This window comes from Enterobacter hormaechei ATCC 49162 (assembly GCF_001875655.1).
GTDB classification, from domain to species: Bacteria; Pseudomonadota; Gammaproteobacteria; order Enterobacterales; family Enterobacteriaceae; genus Enterobacter; species Enterobacter hormaechei.
The window spans coordinates 1,191,451-1,210,851 of sequence record NZ_MKEQ01000001.1 but is presented as its reverse complement, the minus strand read 5'-3'; the positions used below and the strand labels follow the sequence as shown (position 1 = coordinate 1,210,851).

16 protein-coding genes are annotated in these 19,401 nt (G+C 54.6%); 6 read left to right on the top strand and 10 right to left on the bottom strand.

What is annotated here, in order from left to right; all coding sequences use genetic code 11:
- Positions 1-7 precede the first annotated feature (7 nt).
- From ldtD to BH712_RS06160, 3 genes are all read left to right on the top strand, one after another.
- Complete coding sequence (gene ldtD, locus BH712_RS06170) at positions 8-1,831, top strand: L,D-transpeptidase (RefSeq protein WP_032673553.1); 1,824 nt, start codon at positions 8-10, stop codon at positions 1,829-1,831.
- Positions 1,832-2,006: 175 nt separating this feature from the next.
- A complete protein-coding gene (gene mepK, locus BH712_RS06165) occupies positions 2,007-2,558 on the top strand; it encodes a peptidoglycan L,D-endopeptidase MepK (protein WP_003858202.1) in 552 nt (183 codons plus the stop codon).
- 20 nt (positions 2,559-2,578) lie between these two features.
- Positions 2,579-3,226 (top strand): MBL fold metallo-hydrolase, encoded by a 648-nt coding sequence (locus BH712_RS06160; RefSeq protein WP_006809368.1) that lies wholly within the window; start codon positions 2,579-2,581, stop codon positions 3,224-3,226.
- Between the two features lie 52 nt (positions 3,227-3,278).
- On the opposite strand, the gene BH712_RS06155 is transcribed toward BH712_RS06160, so the two are convergent.
- The 4 genes from BH712_RS06155 to pncB form a co-directional block, all read right to left on the bottom strand.
- The gene (locus BH712_RS06155) at positions 3,279-4,469 is read right to left on the bottom strand and encodes an amino acid aminotransferase (protein ID WP_006809367.1); all 1,191 of its coding nucleotides are present in this window, start codon (positions 4,467-4,469) and stop codon (positions 3,279-3,281) included.
- 185 nt (positions 4,470-4,654) lie between these two features.
- Entirely contained in the window at positions 4,655-5,713 is a 1,059-nt protein-coding gene (gene ompF, locus BH712_RS06145) for a porin OmpF (RefSeq protein WP_006809366.1), read from the bottom strand.
- Positions 5,714-6,318: 605 nt separating this feature from the next.
- The gene (asnS, locus tag BH712_RS06140) at positions 6,319-7,719 is read right to left on the bottom strand and encodes an asparagine--tRNA ligase (protein WP_003858191.1); all 1,401 of its coding nucleotides are present in this window, start codon (positions 7,717-7,719) and stop codon (positions 6,319-6,321) included.
- A 167-nt stretch (positions 7,720-7,886) separates the two neighbouring features.
- Positions 7,887-9,089 carry a nicotinate phosphoribosyltransferase gene (gene pncB, locus BH712_RS06135; RefSeq protein WP_006809363.1) on the bottom strand — a complete coding sequence of 401 codons (1,203 nt, stop codon included), beginning with the start codon at positions 9,087-9,089 and terminating at the stop codon, positions 7,887-7,889.
- Positions 9,090-9,343: 254 nt separating this feature from the next.
- Here pncB and pepN point away from each other — a divergent pair, with 254 nt between their 5' ends.
- Positions 9,344-11,956 carry an aminopeptidase N gene (gene pepN, locus BH712_RS06130; RefSeq protein ID WP_006809362.1) on the top strand — a complete coding sequence of 871 codons (2,613 nt, stop codon included), beginning with the start codon at positions 9,344-9,346 and terminating at the stop codon, positions 11,954-11,956.
- Between the two features lie 51 nt (positions 11,957-12,007).
- Here pepN and ssuB read toward each other — a convergent pair whose 3' ends face one another.
- From ssuB to ssuE, 5 genes are read right to left on the bottom strand one after another with little or no spacing between them, the layout of a single operon-like run.
- Positions 12,008-12,778, bottom strand: a complete 771-nt coding sequence (ssuB, locus tag BH712_RS06125) for an aliphatic sulfonates ABC transporter ATP-binding protein (protein WP_006809361.1) — start codon at positions 12,776-12,778, stop codon at positions 12,008-12,010.
- Entirely contained in the window at positions 12,775-13,566 is a 792-nt protein-coding gene (gene ssuC, locus BH712_RS06120) for an aliphatic sulfonate ABC transporter permease SsuC (RefSeq protein ID WP_006809360.1), read from the bottom strand. Before ssuC ends, ssuB begins: the two co-directional genes overlap by 4 nt.
- 9 nt (positions 13,567-13,575) lie before the next feature.
- Complete coding sequence (gene ssuD / locus BH712_RS06115) at positions 13,576-14,721, bottom strand: FMNH2-dependent alkanesulfonate monooxygenase (RefSeq protein WP_006809359.1); 1,146 nt, start codon at positions 14,719-14,721, stop codon at positions 13,576-13,578.
- On the bottom strand, positions 14,718-15,680 hold the full coding sequence (locus tag BH712_RS06110; RefSeq protein ID WP_006809358.1) for a sulfonate ABC transporter substrate-binding protein: 963 nt from the start codon (positions 15,678-15,680) through the stop codon (positions 14,718-14,720). The genes ssuD and BH712_RS06110 overlap by 4 nt, the downstream gene beginning before the upstream one ends.
- Entirely contained in the window at positions 15,673-16,248 is a 576-nt protein-coding gene (ssuE, locus tag BH712_RS06105) for an NADPH-dependent FMN reductase (protein ID WP_006809357.1), read from the bottom strand. Before ssuE ends, BH712_RS06110 begins: the two co-directional genes overlap by 8 nt.
- 249 nt (positions 16,249-16,497) lie before the next feature.
- Here ssuE and pyrD point away from each other — a divergent pair, with 249 nt between their 5' ends.
- Complete coding sequence (pyrD, locus tag BH712_RS06100) at positions 16,498-17,508, top strand: quinone-dependent dihydroorotate dehydrogenase (protein ID WP_006809356.1); 1,011 nt, start codon at positions 16,498-16,500, stop codon at positions 17,506-17,508.
- Positions 17,509-17,674: 166 nt separating this feature from the next.
- Positions 17,675-18,217: a cell division protein ZapC gene (gene zapC, locus BH712_RS06095; RefSeq protein WP_006809355.1), complete on the top strand. Its 543-nt coding sequence runs from the start codon at positions 17,675-17,677 to the stop codon at positions 18,215-18,217.
- Here the strand turns inward: zapC and BH712_RS06090 are convergent.
- Positions 18,214-19,323, bottom strand: coding sequence for a YcbX family protein (locus BH712_RS06090; RefSeq protein ID WP_006809354.1), 1,110 nt, complete (start codon positions 19,321-19,323; stop codon positions 18,214-18,216). The genes zapC and BH712_RS06090 overlap by 4 nt on opposite strands.
- Positions 19,324-19,401 lie beyond the last annotated feature (78 nt).

Genomic DNA, 19,401 nt, shown 5'->3' with positions numbered 1-19,401 from the left:
GCAAGGGATGTTGCTTAATAAAAATCGTGGTCGTCAGCTGTCTGCGCTGAGTTTGTGCCTGACAGTGATGTTTGCTCCACTGTTTACCGCTCAGGCCGATGAGCCTGAAATTGTACCGACTGACAGCTCCGCGACGATGGGCGTGCAGCCGACGTCACTGTCACAACCGCTGGATCAGTCTCCGGCCACGGCCATTATGGCCGGCATTAAACCGCTGCCGGAAGGCATCGACATTGAATCCTTGCGCCAGCAGCTTATGACCGGGCTGCCCTCGGGCTATACCCCGGCTTATATTAACCAGCTCACGCTGCTTTACGCGGCGCGTGATATGAAACCGATGTGGGAAAATCGCGAGGCGGTACGTGCCTTCCAGCAGCAGCTGGCTGAAGTCGCGATTGCGGGTTTTCAGCCGCAGTTCACGACCTGGGTTGAACTCCTGACCGACCCTGCCGTTACCGGACAGGCGCGTGACGTGGTGCTGTCTGATGCCATGATGGGCTACTTACAGTTTGTGGCGGGCATTTCGGTGAACGGCAACCGCTGGTTATACAGCAGTAAACCGTACAAGCTGGCAACGCCCGCGCTGTCCGTTATTAATCAGTGGCAACTGTCGCTGGATAATGGTGAACTGCCGCGCTTTATCGCAAGCCTGGCACCTGCCCATCCGCAATATGCCACGATGCATCAGTCGCTCCTTGAGCTGGTTGCGGATTCCCGCCCCTGGCCTCAGCTGCGCGGCACCACAACGCTGCGTCCGGGGCAGTGGAGCAGCGATGTGCCTGCGATCCGCGAAATTATGAAACGCTCCGGTATTCTCGACAATGGTCCTAAAATTGCGCTGCCCGGAGACGAGACGCAAAACGCGGTCGTCAGCCCGTCGGCGCCGGTAAAAGAGAAAACCGCCGCTGTGCTGAGCAATAAGCCCGCTGCATACGATCGTGAGCTGGTCGCGGCGGTTAAGCAGTTCCAGGCCGCACAGGGGCTGGGGGCCGACGGCGTGATTGGTCCCTCCACTCGCGACTGGCTGAACGTCTCTCCGGCCCAGCGGGCAGGGGTGCTGGCGTTGAATATCCAGCGCTTGCGCTTGCTGCCGGGCACGTTGTCTACCGGTATTATGGTCAACATTCCGGCGTACTCCCTGGTCTACTATCAGGACGGTAGCGAAGTGCTGGCATCCCGTGTGATTGTGGGTCGGCCTGATCGTAAAACGCCAATGATGAGCAGCGCGCTTAATAACGTGGTGGTTAACCCGCCGTGGAACGTGCCGCCGACGCTGGCGCGCAAAGATATCCTGCCTAAGGTCTGGAATGATCCGGGATATCTGGAGCGACATAACTATACGGTGATGCGGGGCTGGAACAGCAAAGAAGCGATTGACCCCTGGATGGTGGACTGGTCAACGATTACGCCTTCGAACCTGCCGTTCCGTTTCCAGCAGGCACCGGGCGCACATAACTCACTGGGGCGTTACAAATTCAATATGCCAAGTTCGGACGCTATCTATCTGCATGATACCCCGAACCATAATCTGTTCCAGAAAGATGCGCGCGCGCTCAGTTCCGGCTGTGTTCGCGTGAACAAGGCTTCGGAGCTGGCGAATATGCTGTTGCAGGATGCAGGCTGGAACGATACGCGGATATCAGATGCCCTGAAGCAGGGGGATACGCGTTACGTTAATATTCGCCACAATATTCCGGTTAATCTTTATTATCTGACGGCGTTTGTGGGCTCGGACGGACGTACCCAGTACCGTACAGATATTTACAATTATGATCTGACAGCGCGATCCGGCGCACAAATTTTGCCAAAAGCGGAACAATTAATCAGGTAAATGAAGTAGTTCGGTAAAAATGATTGTCGTAAGTTATGGTGAATATGAGGCGATCTGGCTGTAAGCCGCGTATTTACTGGGATTGGGCGCCTTGACGTAACAGGTTTTGCCAGTTATGGTGCCCTTCGTGCGCTAAGCATATTGACAATTTCTTTTACCTGTAGACCTGATTATCATGGACAAATTTGACGCTAATCGCCGCAAATTGCTGGCGTTAGGTGGCGTTGCGCTGGGCGCAGCGGCCATCCTTCCGACGCCAGCATTTGCCACCCTCTCGACACCTCGTCCGCGTATTTTAACGCTCAACAATCTGCACACTGGTGAGACGCTTAAAGCGGAATTTTTCGATGGCAGAGGCTATATTCAGGATGAATTAGCAAGACTCAACCATTTTTTCCGTGATTTCCGCGCGAATAAAATCAAAGCCATCGACCCTGGATTATTCGATCAGCTTTACCGTTTGCAGGGACTGCTGGGCACCAAAAGGCCGGTGCAACTCATTTCTGGCTATCGCTCTCTGGATACCAACAATGAACTGCGCGCCCACAGCCGTGGGGTAGCGAAAAAAAGCTATCACACCAAAGGTCAGGCGATGGATTTCCATATTGAAGGCGTTTCGTTAGCCAATATTCGCAAAGCGGCGTTATCTATGCGCGCAGGTGGTGTAGGATACTACCCACGTAGCAACTTTGTGCATATTGATACCGGGCCGGTTCGGCACTGGTAATAACGAAACACAGGAGCAGTATGAACTATCGTATTATTCCGGTTACCGCGTTCTCACAGAACTGTTCATTGATCTGGTGTGAACAAACTAAACTGGCCGCGCTTGTCGATCCTGGCGGAGACGCTGAGACAATCAAGCAGGAAGTCGCTGCCAGCGGTGTGACGCTGATGCAGATTTTACTGACCCATGGTCATCTTGACCATGTGGGTGCAGCGGCTGAACTGGCTGAACACTACGGTGTGCCGATTATCGGCCCGGAAAAAGAAGATGAGTTCTGGCTACAGGGGCTACCTGCCCAAAGCCGTATGTTTGGCCTGGAAGACTGTCAGCCACTGACACCGGACCGCTGGCTGAACGAAGGCGATCGCGTTAACGTGGGGAATGTAACTTTACAGGTGTTGCATTGCCCCGGGCATACCCCCGGTCATATTGTCTTCTTTGATGACGCTTCGCGTCTGCTGATTTCCGGTGACGTGATTTTCAAAGGGGGCGTAGGACGCAGCGATTTTCCGCGCGGCGATCACGGTCAGCTGATTCAGTCGATTAAGCAGAAGTTATTGCCGCTGGGTGATGATGTGACGTTTATTCCTGGACACGGCCCGATGTCGACGCTGGGCGATGAGCGGTTGCATAACCCGTTCCTTCAGGATGAAATGCCTGTCTGGTAAACCTGGTTAAATAAAAAAGCCTGCGCGATGCAGGCTTTTTTGTGGGTGCAGGTTACAGCACTGCGACAATGGCTTCGCACAGTGGCGCCATGTTGTCAGGCGTCATACCTGCAACGTTTACGCGGCCAGAGGCAACGGCATACACGCCAAACTCTTCACGCAAGCGCAGCACCTGCTCTTTGGTCAGGCCGCTGAAGGAGAACATGCCGTTCTGCTTGATGATGAAGCTGAAGTCACGGTCAGCACCTTTCTCTGCCAGCGTGTTCACAAACAGCAGACGCATGCGCTGAATGCGCTGACGCATATCGTTCAGCTCTTGTTCCCAGATCGCGCGCAGCGCATCGTTGCTCAGGATCGTCGCGACCACAGACGCACCGTGTGCGGGTGGGTTGGAGTAGTTAGCGCGGATCACGGACTTCATCTGGCTGAATGCGCGATCGACGGTTTGATCGTCAGCGGCCACCAGCGTACAGGCGCCGACACGCTCGTTATACAGGCCAAAGTTCTTGGAATAGGAGCTTGCGACAATCAGCTCCTGATGCACGGCGGCGAATGCGCGCAGTCCTTCAGCATCCTCTTCCAGACCACGGGCAAAGCCCTGGTAAGCAAAGTCGAACAGCGGCAGCCAGCCTTTTTCAACGGACAGCTTAGCCAGCTGTTCCCACTGCTCAAGCGTAGGATCGATACCGGTTGGGTTGTGGCAGCAACCGTGGAACAGCACCACGTCGCCCGCCTGGGCTTCGCTCAGGCTTGCCAGCAGGCCGTCAAAGTCGAGAGAGTGATTTGCCGCGTCGTAGTAGGCATATTCACGCACTTCCAGACCCGCAGAATTGAACACGCTCTTATGGTTCGGCCAGCTAGGGTTACTGACCCACACGCGTTTCACGGCGGTATTTTTCGCCAGGAAGTCTGCCGCCACGCGCAGTGCGCCGGTACCGCCTGGGGTCTGCGCCGTGCGGGCGCGTTTTTCGCTCACAATGGTGCTGCCTTTGCCGAACAGCAGCTCCTGGGTGCAGCGACCAAATTCAGGGATACCATCAATACCGAGGTAGTTTTTGGTGGTTTCGTTTTCCAGCAGATACTGCTCAGCTTTTTTTACACTGGTCAGTACCGGAGTTTTGCCGGTTTCATCTTTATATACACCAATACCCAGGTTGATTTTGCCAGGGCGGTCGTCGGCACGAAACAGATCGGCCAGGCCCAGAATTGGGTCGGCAGGAGCGGCAGTAATGTTCTCAAACATGACGAAGTTCCATTGTGATTACAGAAGTGAAATCCGCTATCAGGTTAACGGTAGATTTACAAAATGCCAACCGTTTGCGACGAAAAGCGTGCGGCTTTTCAAAAGTCGCTATTTTTTCCTCTCAGGAATAAAAAAAACAGGGCCGAAGCCCTGTTCATTAAGTATATAACAACGAGGTGTGCTGATTAGAACTGGTAAACCAGACCCAGAGCCACGATGTCGTCGTTGTTGATGCCCAGCTTGTTGTCGTCTTTCAGCTGGTTGATCTGGTAGTCAACATAGGTGGACATGTTTTTGTTGAAGTAGTATGTCGCACCAACGTCGATGTAGTTGATGTAGTCTTCGTCACCGATACCTTCTACGTCTTTCGCTTTAGATTTGTAGTAAGCGATGGACGGACGCAGGCCGAAGTCGAACTGGTACTGAGCCACAACGGAGAAGTCCTGAGACTTGTTAGCGAAACCTCTGTTGCTCAGACGCGCGGCGTTACGCATCTCGCCGTATACAGCTGCCAGGTAGATGTTGTTTGCGTCGTATTTCAGACCAGTAGCCCACTGCTCAGCTTTGTCGCCTTTACCCCAATCCAGCGTCTGCTGGTTGTTGGTACGGTCAGCGGCGCCATAAGCACCGACAATGCCGAAGCCTTCGAAATCATAGCTCAGAGAGGTTGCCCAGCCGTCGCCGTTGGAACGTACTGCGATATCACGGTCGTTTTTACCCAGGTACTGAACGCCAAAGTTCAGACCATCAACCAGACCGAAGAAGTTGCTGTTACGGTAAGTCGCCAGACCACCGGTACGGCCAGAGAAGAAGTTGTCGGTTGCGCCGGTGTCACCACCAAACTCAGGCAGCATATCGGTGATGCCGATTGCGTCATAGACCAGGCCGTAGTTACGACCGTAGTCGAAGGAGCCTGCGTCACCGAATTTCAGACCTGCGAATGCCAGACGGGTTTTGTTGCCGTTCTGGGCATCAGCGCCTTCAGAGTTGTTACCCTGGAAGTTGTATTCCCACTGACCGTAGCCAGTCAGCTGATCGTTGATCTGAGTTTCGCCTTTGAAGCCCAGACGCGCATAAGTGTTGTCGCCATCGTTGCCATCACTGTCAGAGAAGTAATGCAGGCCAACTGCTTTCCCGTAAAGATCTAATTTATTGCCGTCTTTGTTATAGATTTCAGCAGCGTTTGCTGCACCGGCTACCAGCAGGGCAGGGACTACCACTGCCAGGATATTGCGCTTCATCATTATTTATTACCCTCATTGGTTTTTTTATGACACTCGCCACTGCCGTCAATAAATTCTGTCAATAAATATTTCCGGAACTATTGATGAGAGTTAGGTGTCTTTATGTGTCTGACAGGCATCTTTCCATTCATAGAACCGTTTCGCTACACTGAAAGTGCTACAATCTTCAAGATTCAGTTTCTAAAAGAAAATATGTGTAACTAAATGTGTATTTTTAGGAACTTTGTGAAGCACCTCAAATTTCAGCGTTCCCTGGCGAAATAAACACCCGCTTTATTCTTATATATATGATTTCCTTATATTTAATTTATATAAAGGTCTTTCATATAAACAGAAGTTAAACGGCGCAATTTTTCTTATGAGCAAAAAAAGCCGTCCAGATGGCTGTGAAATTGGTTGTTTTTTATGCTATCGATGAGAATTGTATTAGGCGCAATGAGAATGTGGTTAATTTTTTGTCCACAGATATTTCGTGGAAACAAAACGTAACAGGTAGAGGTTATCGCGGGGTTGTGGTTTAAAGATGCTTACTTTTGACTGACGAAAACTGACATTGCAGGATAAAATAATGGCCAGCATTTGCTGGCCATGCATGATGAGGTCGGTTAGAAACTTGCGTTACGCGGTGTGCGTGGGAATGGAATTACATCACGTACGTTCTGTACACCTGTTACGTAGGCAATCAGACGTTCGAAGCCCAGGCCAAAGCCGGAGTGCGGAACGGTGCCGTAGCGACGCAGATCGCGATACCAGCTGTAGTCCGCCGGGTTCAGCCCCATTTCCTGCATACGCGCGTCCAGCACGTCCAGACGCTCTTCACGCTGGGAGCCACCGATGATCTCACCGATGCCCGGCGCCAGGACGTCCATCGCGGCAACGGTTTTACCGTCTTCGTTAAGGCGCATATAGAACGCCTTAATGTCTTTCGGATAGTTTTTCACTACAACCGGTGCTTTGAAGTGCTTCTCTGCCAGATAACGTTCGTGCTCGGAGGAGAGATCCACGCCCCAGTAAACCGGGTTCTCGAATTTCTCACCGCATTTTTCCAGGATAGCGACCGCATCGGTGTAATCCACCTGCGCGAAGTCTGCGGAGACGAAGCGCTCAAGACGGGCGATGGCGTCGTTATCGACACGCTCAGCGAAGAATTTCATGTCGTCTGCACGCTCTTCGAGAACGGCTTTGAACACGTATTTCAGCATCGCTTCAGCCAGGCCCGCTACGTCATTCAGATCGGCAAAGGCCACTTCCGGCTCCAGCATCCAGAATTCCGCCAGGTGACGACTGGTGTTGGAGTTTTCCGCACGGAAGGTTGGGCCGAAGGTGTAGATCTTAGACAGCGCACAGGCGTAGGTTTCGCCGTTGAGCTGGCCGGAAACCGTCAGGAAGGCTTCTTTACCAAAGAAGTCTTTGTCGTAATCGACTTTACCTTCCGGCGTACGCGGCAGGTTTTCCATATCCAGCGTTGATACGCGGAACATTTCACCTGCGCCTTCGGTATCGGATGCCGTGATAAGCGGAGTAGACACCCAGAAGTAACCCTGCTCGTCAAAGAAGCGATGCAGCGCCTGCGCCAATGTATGACGCACGCGAGCAACCGCACCAATCAGGTTGGTGCGCGGACGCAGGTGCGCGACTTCACGCAGATATTCAATGCTGTGACGCTTAGCCGCCATCGGATAGGTGTCCGGATCTTCAACCCAACCGGTCACTTCCACCGAGGTCGCCTGAATTTCGTAGCTCTGACCCTGGCCCGGAGAGGCCACCACAACACCGGTGACGATCACGGAACAGCCTGTTGTCAGGTGCAGAACGTCATCATTGTAATTGGGCAGAGAATTATTAATGACGGCCTGTACAGGATCAAAGCAGGAACCGTCATAGACGGCGAGGAAGGAGATGCCAGCTTTAGAATCTCGGCGAGTACGCACCCATCCGCGCACGGTGACCTCCTGGTCAACGGCGACACGGCCCTGGAGTACGTCGGCTACAGGCACAACGCTCATAATATTCTCTCTGTTAATAGTCGGAAAAAATAAACACTTGTCCGCCCTTATCGGGGGGATATCTATGTTACCTGCCATCCGCTATCAGACAAGTAAATTTCACCGTCTTAAGAGAAGAAATAAGAAATTAATAAGAGAAGGGGAGCCATGAAGGCTCCCCGAAGCCGTTAACTGGCTTTTTTAACCTGCGGCAGATCGAAGGCTTTACGTAATGCGCGGACAAACGCTTTGTCATGGCAGATGGTTTTGCCCGGGCTGTCGGAGAGCTTCGCGACCGGCTTACCGTTACATTCCACCAGTTTTATGACGATGTTCAGCGGTTTCACCTGAGGGATATCGCAGGTTAACCGCGTACCGATCCCGAAACTCAGGTTCACCCGCGATGAGAAGTGGCGATAAAGGTCAACGGCTTTCGCCAGGTCAAGGTTATCGGAGAAGACCAGCACCTTACTCATGGGGTCGATACCCAGTTTTTCGTAATGGGCTATGGCTTTCTCACCCCATTCAACCGGATCCCCGGAGTCATGGCGCAAACCCTGGTAGCGTTCGGCAAACTCAGGGCCAAAGTCGCGCAGGAACGCGTCCATGGTAATGCAGTCGGTAAGAGCAATACCCAGCTGATCCGGGTATTCCTCAAGCCACGCGGCAAGGGCGGCGCGCTGGCTGTTGGCAAGGTCAGGGCTGATCTGCTGGTGCGCCTGGAACCATTCGTGCGCCTGGGTGCCCATCGGCGTTAAATCAAGGCGACGTGCCAGATCGTAGTTACTGGTGCCAACGAACCACGGCTCCTGTTGCAGACGTCTGACAATGGCCTCCTGAACCTCGCGAGAGAAGCGGCGGCGCGTGCCAAAGTCCATCAGACGGAAGCGGGACATATCCAGCCCTTCGGTCAGTCTGGAAAACTCAACGAGTTTATTCTCCAGAGCGGCAACCGCCTGCGTCACACCGGTTTCAGGGGAACGATAGCGGTGGGCCAGCTCGCTGATCACGGCCAGAAGCGGCACCTCCCACATGATCACTTCGCGCCACGGGCCGGTCAGACGAATGTCCAGCTTGCCGTTATCATTGGTGACGGTGACCTGTTCCGGCTTATAGCGGAACTCACGCAGCCAGTTCAGGTAGTCCGCTTTAAAGAAAGGCAGGCCAGAAAGCCACTGATATTCGTCATCGTTGAGCGCCAGATGCTGCATGGCATCGACCTGTTCACGAATGGAATCTGCGTAGATACCCAGCAAGTCGTCACCCCGGCAGCGGAATTCCGCCGCAACATGAACATCATGATAGTGGTGAAACACGGCTTGCTGCATATGCAGCTTGTACGCGTCGGTATCCAGCAACGTATGCAGAACCGGAGAAGCGAATTGAGTCATAGGTGCGCTGTAGCATCCTCTCACGGGAGCGTTTAGTACAATAAACAACTCCGGAGTATACCTTGTTTAGTGATTTATTGAACCCCGATCACAACATAAGCACACTTTATGGTCGAGTGCATTTCGTGCCCCGTGTTATAAAAATGTAGCTAAAAAGGGCGTTGTGCCTGAAAAGATGAACATTCTGCATAGCGCGTTTTACACAACAGGAATATATTGAATCGTTACTCGACAAACGATGCATAAGGTTTTCTATGACACAACAGCCACAAGCTAAATACCGCCACGACTACCGTGCGCCGGATTACCTGATAAGCGATATCGATCTGACTTTTGACCTGGATGCCACAAAAACCGTCGTGACGGCGGTAAGCCAGGTGACGCGCCAGAGCGCGACAGCTGTGCCGCTGCGTCTCGATGGTGAAGACCTGACGCTGGTTTCCCTGCACATTAATGATGAAGCCTGGTCAGACTATAAAGAAGAAGGCAACCAGCTGGTCATCGACAACCTGCCGGAACGCTTTACCCTGCGCATCGTGAACGAAATCAGCCCTGCCGCCAATACCGCGCTGGAAGGGCTTTACCAGTCAGGCGTGGCCCTGTGTACCCAGTGTGAAGCCGAAGGTTTCCGCCATATTACCTGGTATCTCGATCGTCCGGACGTCCTGGCGCGCTTTACCACCAAAATTATTGCCGACAAAACGTTGTACCCGTACCTGCTCTCCAACGGCAACCGGATTGACGAGGGGGAACTGGAGAACGGTCGTCACTGGGTGCAGTGGCAGGATCCATTCCCGAAGCCCTGCTATCTGTTTGCGCTGGTGGCGGGAGATTTCGATGTTCTGCGCGACACCTTTAAAACGCGCTCTGGCCGTGAAGTCGCGCTGGAGCTGTTCGTGGATCGTGGCAACCTTGACCGCGCGCCGTGGGCAATGACCTCCCTCATCAACTCCATGAAGTGGGATGAAACGCGCTTTGGCCTCGAATATGACCTCGACATCTATATGATCGTTGCCGTCGACTTCTTCAACATGGGCGCGATGGAGAATAAAGGTCTTAACATCTTTAACTCCAAATACGTGCTGGCGCGTACCGATACCGCAACGGATAAAGATTATCTCGATATTGAACGCGTTATCGGCCACGAATATTTTCACAACTGGACCGGGAACCGCGTCACCTGCCGCGACTGGTTCCAGCTCAGCCTGAAAGAGGGCTTAACCGTCTTCCGCGATCAGGAGTTCAGCTCCGATCTGGGGTCGCGGGCGGTGAACCGCATCAACAACGTACGTACCATGCGTGGTCTGCAATTTGCAGAAGATGCCAGCCCAATGGCGCACCCGATCCGTCCGGACAAAGTCATTGAGATGAATAACTTCTACACCCTGACGGTGTATGAAAAAGGCGCTGAAATTATCCGCATGATCCACACCCTGCTGGGCGAAGAGAATTTCCAGAAAGGGATGCAGCTTTACTTCGAGCGTCACGACGGCAGTGCGGCTACCTGCGATGACTTCGTCCAGGCGATGGAAGACGCCTCTAACGTCGATCTTTCACATTTCCGCCGCTGGTACAGCCAGGCCGGTACGCCGATTGTGACGGTCAAAGACGACTACAACCCGGAAACCGAGCAGTACACGCTGACCATCAGCCAGCGCACGCCGCCAACGGCCGAGCAGGAAGAGAAACATCCGTTGCACATTCCGTTCAACGTTGAACTGTACGACAACGAAGGCAACGTGATCCCGTTACAGAAGGGCGGTCACCCGGTACATAACGTGCTGAACGTGACCCAGGCAGAGCAGACCTTTATCTTTGATAACGTCTATTTCCAGCCTGTTCCTGCCCTGCTGTGCGAGTTCTCCGCGCCGGTTAAACTTGAGTACAAGTGGAGCGATCAGCAGCTGACGTTCCTGATGCGACACGCACGCAACGATTTCTCTCGCTGGGATGCGGCACAAAGCCTGTTGGCGACCTACATCAAGCTTAACGTGAACCGTTACCAGCAGGGCCAGCCGCTGACGCTGCCGGTTCATGTGGCCGACGCGTTCCGTGCCATCCTGCTGGATGAGAAGATTGACCCGGCGCTGGCGGCTGAAATTTTAACGCTGCCGTCTGCGACTGAAATCGCCGAGCTGTTTGACATCATTGATCCGATTGCGATTGTCGCCGTGCGTGAAGCACTGACCCGTACGCTGGCGACCGAACTGGCAGATGAGTTCCTCGCCATTTACAACGCCAACAAGCTGGACGCGTATCGGGTGGAACATGCGGATATCGGTAAACGTTCCCTGCGCAATACCTGCCTGCGTTATCTGGCGTTTGGTGAGGCAGAGCTGGCGAACACGCTGGTCAGCAAGCAGTACCACGACGCCGATAACATGACGGATGCGCTGGCCGCGCTGGCTGCAAGCGTTGCCGCCGAGCTGCCGTGCCGCGATGCGCTGATGCAGGAGTACGACGACAAGTGGCATCAGGATGGTCTGGTGATGGACAAGTGGTTTATTCTTCAGGCCACCAGCCCGGCGGCCGATGTGCTCAGCAAGGTCCGCAGCCTGCTGAAGCACCGTTCGTTTACCATGAGTAACCCGAACCGCGTCCGCTCTCTGATTGGCGCATTCGCCAGCAGCAACCCGGCCGCGTTCCATGCCGAAGACGGCAGCGGTTATCAGTTCATGGTTGAAATGCTGACCGAACTGAACAGCCGTAACCCGCAGGTGGCGTCTCGTCTGATTGAGCCGCTGATCCGCCTGAAACGCTACGATGCGCAGCGCCAGGCGAAAATGCGCGCCGCGCTTGAGCAGCTGAAAGGGCTGGAAAACCTGTCTGGCGATCTGTACGAGAAGATTGCTAAAGCACTGGCTTGATAGAAAGCTTAACCCTCCCTCTCCCTGTGGGAGAGGGCCGGGGTGAGGGCATCAGGCATTAGCCTTTATCCGCTGGATCTCCGCTCCCCCACGCTTCATCACCCGATCCAGCACTTCGGCTTCCAGCTCCGCCAGCCTGGCCGATCCCACACGGCGAGGACGTGGAATATCCACCGTCAGATCCAGACCAATTTTCCCGTCTTCTATTAACAGCACCCGGTCTGCCATTGCCACAGCTTCGCTTACATCATGCGTCACCAGCAGCACCGTAAAGCCGTGCGCCTGCCAGAGGGTCTCAATCAGATCCTGCATCTCGATCCGGGTCAGAGCATCAAGCGCGCCGAGCGGTTCATCAAGCAGTAACAGGCCGGGGCGGTGGATTAACGCCCGGGCCAGTGCCACGCGCTGCTTCTGACCGCCCGACAGGGCCGCAGGCCATTCTCCCGCGCGATGTTCCAGCCCGACTGCGGCGAGGGCCTGCCGGGCGTCCTTCCGCCAGCTGCCCTTCAGACCCAGCCCGACGTTATCCATCACCGTTTTCCACGGTAGCAGACGCGCGTCCTGAAACATCATGCGCGTATCATCCTGAATCGTAGCCAGCGGCGTGGTGCCTGCCAGAATGTCACCGCCGTTTGGCGCTTCCAGCCCGGCTAAAAGACGCAGAAGGGTACTCTTGCCGCCACCGCTGCGACCGACAACGGCCACAAACTGTCCGGCGGGAATATGCAGATCCAGCGCATTCAGAATGGTGTTATCGCCGTAGCGTTTGGTCACGCCGTTCAGCAGTAACGGTGTACCCTGGTTCAGTCGTGCAGTATTCATGCTTTCGCCTCCTGAGCGGTGTAGGCCGGGTTCCAGCGCAGCCAGCTACGCTCCAGCCACTGGGCGCTGACGTCCGCAAGTTTGCCGAGCAGGGCATAAAGGATAATAGCAACCACCACCACGTCCGTTTGCAGGAACTCGCGGGCGTTCATTGCCAGATAACCAATACCGGAGTTAGCCGAAATGGTTTCCGCCACGATCAGGGTCAGCCACATCAGGCCGAGCGCAAAACGCACCCCAACCATAATGGAGGGCAGGGCGCCCGGCAGGATCACATGGGTAAACAGGGCAAAACCTGACAAACCATAGCTGCGGGCCATCTCAACCAGGCCGCGATCGATATTACGGATCCCATGCCAGGTATTGATATAAACAGGGAACAACGTCCCCAGCGCCACGAGGAAAATTTTGGCGCTCTCATCAATGCCAAACCACAGGATAACCAGCGGGATCAGCGCCAGATGCGGCACGTTACGCAGCATCTGAATGGAGGTATCCAGCAGCCGCTCACCCCAGCGTGACAGGCCGCTGATCAGTCCCAGCGTCAGGCCGATGCTTCCGCCAATCGATAAGCCGATTACCGCGCGCCAGGAGCTGATGGCCAGGTGCTGCCATAGCTCACCGCTGGCGCTGAGCGACCAGAATGCTTCCACAACGCCCTCCGGAGAGGGCAATATGCGGCTCGACAGCCAGCCAGTTGACGACGCCAGTTGCCATACGAGGACAATGCCGACGGGCAGAAACCACGGCGCGGCCCGCAGCAGCCATTTTTGTGCGGTTGCAGACATAGTGACTCCTTAGCTTTGCGCGACTTTTCTCGGGATAAACGCGTTCGCCACGGCTTCGCCCTGTAACTGAAGCTGACGTGGCTGCGGAATGGCCGGGATAGCGACATCCAGATGCGGGAACAGCAGTTCACCTACCTTGTACGCCTCCTCCAGATGCGGATAGCCAGACAGGATAAAGCTGTCGATCCCCAGTTCCGCGTACTCATTAATGCGTGCCGCCACGGTGGGACCGTCGCCGACCAGCGCCGTGCCCGCGCCGCCGCGCACCAGACCCACCCCGGCCCACAGGTTCGGGCTGATCTCAAGATTTTCGCGCTTGCCGTTGTGCAGGGAGGCCATCCGGTGCTGGCCCACGGAGTCAGTTTGGGCAAACGCCGCCTGTGCCTTGGCGATGGTGTCGTCGTCCAGATGAGCGATCAGACGGTCGGCGGCTTGCCAGGCCTCGTCGTTGGTTTCGCGGACGATCACGTGCAGGCGAATACCGAAGCGCACCGTACGGCCATGTGCTGCGGCTTTAGCGCGTACCTGGGCAATTTTCTCTTTCACCAGTTCAGGCGGTTCACCCCAGGTCAGATAGAGATCGACCTGCTCGGCGGCCAGATCCTGGGCGACATCCGACGATCCGCCAAAATAGAGCGGCGGGCGCGGCTGCTGTACCGGCGGGAAGTAGAGTTTCGCATCACGAACGTGGATATGTTTTCCTTCGAAGGTAACGGTTTCCCCTTCCAGCAGACGTCGCCAGACGCGGGTAAACTCCGCGGAAGCTTCATAACGCTCGGTATGATCGAGGAAGACGCCGTCGCCCGCCAGCTCCTGCGGATCGCTGCCCGTTACCAGGTTGAACAGCGCGCGGCCGTTAGAGAGCCTGTCCAGCGTTGCCGCCTGGCGCGCTGCGACGGTTGGCGACACCACGCTCGGGCGCAGGGCTACCAGGAATTTCAGGCGCTGGGTGACGGGGATCATCGACGCGGCAACCAGCCATGCATCCTCACATGAGCGGCCCGTCGGGATCAGCACCCCGGTAAAACCGATGCGGTCTGCTGCCTGGGCGATCTGCTGTAAATAGCCGTGATCAACCGGGCGGGCGCCTTCTTCTGTGCCAAGATAGTGTCCGTCACCGTGGGTGGGTAAAAACCAGAAAAGATTCAGACTCATGATTTTTTTCCTTCAATGCCAGTGGGTTGCCAGATGCGTTCGCGAATATTCACCTGCTTTGGAACCAGGCGGTTTTGATAAAAGAGGTCTGCCGTTTGCTGCTGGAGAGCGGCAACGTGGGCATCAACCGGTGCAATGGTGGTGGGTGGTCGGTGATCCAGATAGGTGGCGATCACCGGTTCAGGCAGGCCCATGGTTTTTGCCAGCAGCGTGATGCTCTGCTGACGCTGGCTCTGGGTCAGCGCATCGGCCTGAGAGAAGGTGTCCAGCACCTGCTGAATAAAGGCGCCATTTTTTTCAGCGTAAGGACGTGCTGCCAGGTAGAACGAACCGGTCTGCTTCAGGGAGGTGCCGTCTTTCAGCACCCGTACCCCGCCCTGCAACAGTGCGGCGGAGTAGTACGGATCCCAGATAGCCCAGGCATCAACATTTTTTTGCTGAAACGCCGCGCGCGCATCGGCAGGCGTCAGGTAAACGGGCTGGATATCGGTGAATGTAAGGCCAGCCTCCTGCAACGCGCGCAGCAGCAGGTTGTGCGAGCTGGAACCTTTCTGGAAAGCAACCTTATGACCTTTAAGATCGGCCACGCTTTTGATCTCACTGTTTTCCGGCACCAGGATCACCTCTGCCTTCGGCTTGGCGGGCTCAACGCCAACGTAAACCAGATCCGCCCCGGCAGCCTGCGCAAAGATCGGCGGGATATCGCCGGTGCTGCCTAAATCAATACTCCCGACGTTCAGCGCCTCCAGCATCTGTGGTCCGGCAGGGAATTCGACCCACGAGAATGTGGTCTTTGGAAAACGCTTCTCCAGCAACGCATGGCTTTTCGCCAGCACCATGCTGACGCTGCCTTTCTGATAACCGATACGCAGGCTCTCCGGTGCTTTCTCCGCCGCCTGAGCCAGCGACGCCACTGCCAGCAGACCTGCCAGCCCGATACGGGTAACGGTTTTAAACATGCGCCACTCCTTGTGTTTGATAAAATGCCGCTGCGTGGCGATCCCGACGATTCAGGGCGTGCCAGAAGGTGTCGAGCGCACTGTCGAGGCGGGTTTGCAGGTTTGGCGTGAAATGCGGTTTATGCTGGTAGTCGATCACCTGTAAGTCGTCAGCGAAGACGCCATGCAGGATCTCCTGCGCTTTCAGCGCGTTCAGTACCGGCTTAAGGGCATAATCCACCGCCAGTAAATGGGCTACCGTACCGCCTGTGGCCAGCGGCAGGACGACTTTACCGTCCAGCGCGCGTTCAGGCAGCAAATCGAGCAGCGTTTTCAGTGCGCCGGAAAAAGAGGCTTTATAAATCGGAGTCGCGACGACCAGCCCGTCAGCCCCCTTAAGCTGTTCGATCAGGGTTTTCAGCGCCGGGCTGTCGAAACGGGCGTAGAGCAGATCTTCAGGCGCGAAATTGTGCAAATTCCAGTGGCACACTTCCACATCCAGAGCATTAAGCTTTTCGCGAGCGTATTCCAGCAGAGCGCTGGAGCGAGAGGGGAAGCGGGGGCTTCCGGCCAGAGTAATGACGCGCATGGTTGCTCCTTATAACTAATTGTTTGCTTTTATCTAACATTCATAACAATTTTCAGGAGTGTGACATTGTGTGGTTATTCCACTAAATGATTTATCCTCAGGATGAATGCAGAAAAATGCATAAGAAGCGAACCGATAAGTAAACGATTGCGTTTTACATGGCTTTTTTTGCCACAGGTCAATTCCCTTTCCGGGCGGGATCGCACATAATCCCCTCCCGGTTTGCACACCGGGAATCCAGGAGAGTTCATGTACTACCCCTTCGTTCGTAAAGCCCTTTTCCAGCTCGATCCTGAGCGCGCTCATGAATTTACATTTCAGCAGTTACGCCGTATTACAGGAACGCCTCTGGCCGCGCTGGTGCGTCAAAACGTGCCAGAAAAACCAGTTCAGTGCATGGGCCTGACCTTCAAAAATCCACTGGGCCTGGCGGCCGGTCTGGACAAAAATGGCGAATGTATTGATGCACTCGGTGCGATGGGCTTTGGCTCGATCGAAATCGGGACGGTGACGCCGCGCCCGCAGCCGGGAAATGATAAGCCGCGTCTGTTCCGCCTGGTTGAAGCCGAGGGGCTGATCAACCGCATGGGCTTTAATAATCTTGGCGTCGATCATCTGGTAGAGAACGTTAAAAAAGCCCATTTTGATGGCGTGCTGGGTATTAATATTGGCAAAAATAAAGATACGCCGGTTGAGCAGGGTAAAGATGACTATCTGATTTGTATGGAAAAAGTCTATGCCTATGCCGGTTATATCGCGGTGAATATCTCCTCGCCTAACACCCCAGGGCTGCGTTCATTACAATATGGCGAAGCGCTCGACGATCTTCTTAGCGCCATTAAAAATAAACAAACGGCGCTACAGGCGATCCACCATAAATATGTCCCGGTCGCGGTTAAGATCGCCCCGGATCTTTCGGTTGAAGAATTGATCCAGGTTGCCGACAGTTTAGTTCGCCATAATATTGATGGTGTGATTGCAACCAATACGACACTCGATCGCTCTCTCGTCCAGGGAATGAAAAACTGTGACGAAGCGGGTGGATTAAGCGGCCGTCCGGTACAATTAAAAAGCACCGAAATTATTCGCGCACTCTCCGCGGAATTAAAAGGCCAGCTGCCGATTATTGGCGTGGGTGGCATTGACTCCGTCATCGCTGCACGTGAGAAGATGGCGGCAGGCGCATCGCTGGTGCAAATTTATTCCGGCTTTATTTTTAAAGGGCCGCCGTTGATTAAAGAAATCGTCACGCATATCTAATCTTTTCTCTTAATCAGACAACCAGGGCTTTATTTCCAGCCCTGGTTGTTTTATATTCCGTCATTGTTGCTTATTTAGACATTATAGTCTTTTATTACTGGTGTTATAAGCGAAGCGACAAACAGGACATTTTTAGTACAGGACGTTTAGGGGACGGGAGAGAAACATGCGAATTAAACCTGACGATAACTGGCGCTGGTATTTTTGTGACGAGCATGACCGTATGATGCTCGACTTAGCCAATGGCATGTTGTTTCGCTCTCGTTTTGCGCGCCGAATGTTAACGCCAGACGCGTTTGCTCCTTCAGGCTTTTGCGTTGACGATGCTGCACTCTATTTCTCTTTTGAAGAAAAATGCCGCGAGTTCGATCTCTCCAAAGAACAGCGCGCTGAACTGGTTTTAAATGCGCTGGTGGCGATCCGTTTCCTGAAACCACAAATGCCGAAAAGCTGGCATTTCCTCGCGCACGGCATGAGCTGGACCCCGGCTATCGGCGATGCGGCAAGCGTCAATCTGAGCGATACCGAAGAAGAGGTGAATTTGCTGGTGGTTGAACCCGGTGAAAACGCCGCGCTCTGTTTGCTGGCCCAACCCGGCGTGACCATTGCCGGGCGAGTCATGCAGTTAGGTGATGCCATTAAAGTAATGAATGACAGGCTGAAGCCACAGCTGCGCGTCGATTCCTTCAGCCTTGAACAGGCGGTTTAAGCTTCGAGCTGTACGCTCGTTTTTGGCACGCAGCTACAGCACAGGATCGTGCCGTCATTGCCAATCGCCGATTTCTTCAGGGCACTCACTTCACCCTCGACCAGTTTGATGCGACAACATCCGCAAATCCCCGCGCGACAGGAATACGGGACGCGAATACCCGCCTGCTCCAGCTGCTCCAGAAGCACCTGCTGATTGTTACCACGGATAACTTTGCCTTCCCAGTGAATATCCACCGCGGAAGCGACGTTGGTCACAACGTCAACCATCTCTTCTTCCTGACCTGCGCCGTACACCCTGGCAGGCCCGCGGGTCAGAATTTCGACCTCATCGCCCACGCGGATCACGCCGCTGGAGCGGGGGATCAGGTTCTGACCGAAGTCGACATCACCGTTATCCTGCGCGGTACGAAATGACTGCAAGGTTTTCAGCGGTTCGCCGGAAGGGTGTTTCTGGCCTTTCTCCGGGCTGACGGTGGTAAAAATACAGCGGCTGCACGGCTTCACGACATCAAAAATAACGCTGCCTATGCGGATCACTTTCCAGGTATCTTCATCCCAGGCATCCGCTCCGGTCACCACCAGATTCGGGCGAAACTGCTCCATCTGCACACTGGCTTTGCAACGGTTTTGTAAATCACGCAGCGAGGCCTCGCTGGTTAGCAGGAAGGGAAAACCATCCGCGAAGGAGAGGGGAACCGCGTCGTGGCGCTTCACGCGACGGGTCAGCGCAGGCCCCACCCAGCGCAGCTGAACGTCACGGGAGAAAAAGCCGCTCAGCCATTGGTTAATGCTTTCCGGCGCAATACGCGCGGTAAAATGATTGCCCCACACTTCCGTTGGCGCATCAACCGGCGCAAAATCAGCAAAGCGGATCACGACGCTTGAGCCGTCCGGCGCGGTCAAATGCAAACCGTCATGAAGCGGGGAAGGGGTAAAGCGAACCATCTGCGGGAACTGACGAGCGGTGATAAACGTACCGTCAGGCTCGGTGACCATAAAAATACGATCGAAGGCGAATCCGCTCATGTCGGCCAGCGCGTGAGTCACGCCAATACCGCGCATCGATTTCACCGGATGAATAAAAAGCCTGGATAACGTCGCCACTGCACACTCCCGCGAAAGAAAATAAGCCTTCAACTTTATGACATACACGCCATATTAGCTATAATGCGCGACAATTTT

Excerpts from the sequence above, each read along its gene's own strand:
- ssuC (WP_006809360.1), bottom strand. The coding sequence starts at position 13,566 with ATGTCTGCAACCGCACAAAAATGGCTGCTGCGGGCCGCGCCGTGGTTT.
- BH712_RS06110 (WP_006809358.1), bottom strand. The coding sequence starts at position 15,680 with ATGTTTAAAACCGTTACCCGTATCGGGCTGGCAGGTCTGCTGGCAGTG.
- ldtD (WP_032673553.1), top strand. The coding sequence starts at position 8 with ATGTTGCTTAATAAAAATCGTGGTCGTCAGCTGTCTGCGCTGAGTTTG.
- ssuB (WP_006809361.1), bottom strand. The coding sequence starts at position 12,778 with ATGAATACTGCACGACTGAACCAGGGTACACCGTTACTGCTGAACGGC.
- asnS (WP_003858191.1), bottom strand. The coding sequence starts at position 7,719 with ATGAGCGTTGTGCCTGTAGCCGACGTACTCCAGGGCCGTGTCGCCGTT.
- pncB (WP_006809363.1), bottom strand. The coding sequence starts at position 9,089 with ATGACTCAATTCGCTTCTCCGGTTCTGCATACGTTGCTGGATACCGAC.
- pepN (WP_006809362.1), top strand. The coding sequence starts at position 9,344 with ATGACACAACAGCCACAAGCTAAATACCGCCACGACTACCGTGCGCCG.
- ssuE (WP_006809357.1), bottom strand. The coding sequence starts at position 16,248 with ATGCGCGTCATTACTCTGGCCGGAAGCCCCCGCTTCCCCTCTCGCTCC.
- BH712_RS06155 (WP_006809367.1), bottom strand. The coding sequence starts at position 4,469 with ATGTTTGAGAACATTACTGCCGCTCCTGCCGACCCAATTCTGGGCCTG.
- ssuD (WP_006809359.1), bottom strand. The coding sequence starts at position 14,721 with ATGAGTCTGAATCTTTTCTGGTTTTTACCCACCCACGGTGACGGACAC.
- mepK (WP_003858202.1), top strand. The coding sequence starts at position 2,007 with ATGGACAAATTTGACGCTAATCGCCGCAAATTGCTGGCGTTAGGTGGC.
- pyrD (WP_006809356.1), top strand. The coding sequence starts at position 16,498 with ATGTACTACCCCTTCGTTCGTAAAGCCCTTTTCCAGCTCGATCCTGAG.
- zapC (WP_006809355.1), top strand. The coding sequence starts at position 17,675 with ATGCGAATTAAACCTGACGATAACTGGCGCTGGTATTTTTGTGACGAG.
- ompF (WP_006809366.1), bottom strand. The coding sequence starts at position 5,713 with ATGATGAAGCGCAATATCCTGGCAGTGGTAGTCCCTGCCCTGCTGGTA.
- BH712_RS06160 (WP_006809368.1), top strand. The coding sequence starts at position 2,579 with ATGAACTATCGTATTATTCCGGTTACCGCGTTCTCACAGAACTGTTCA.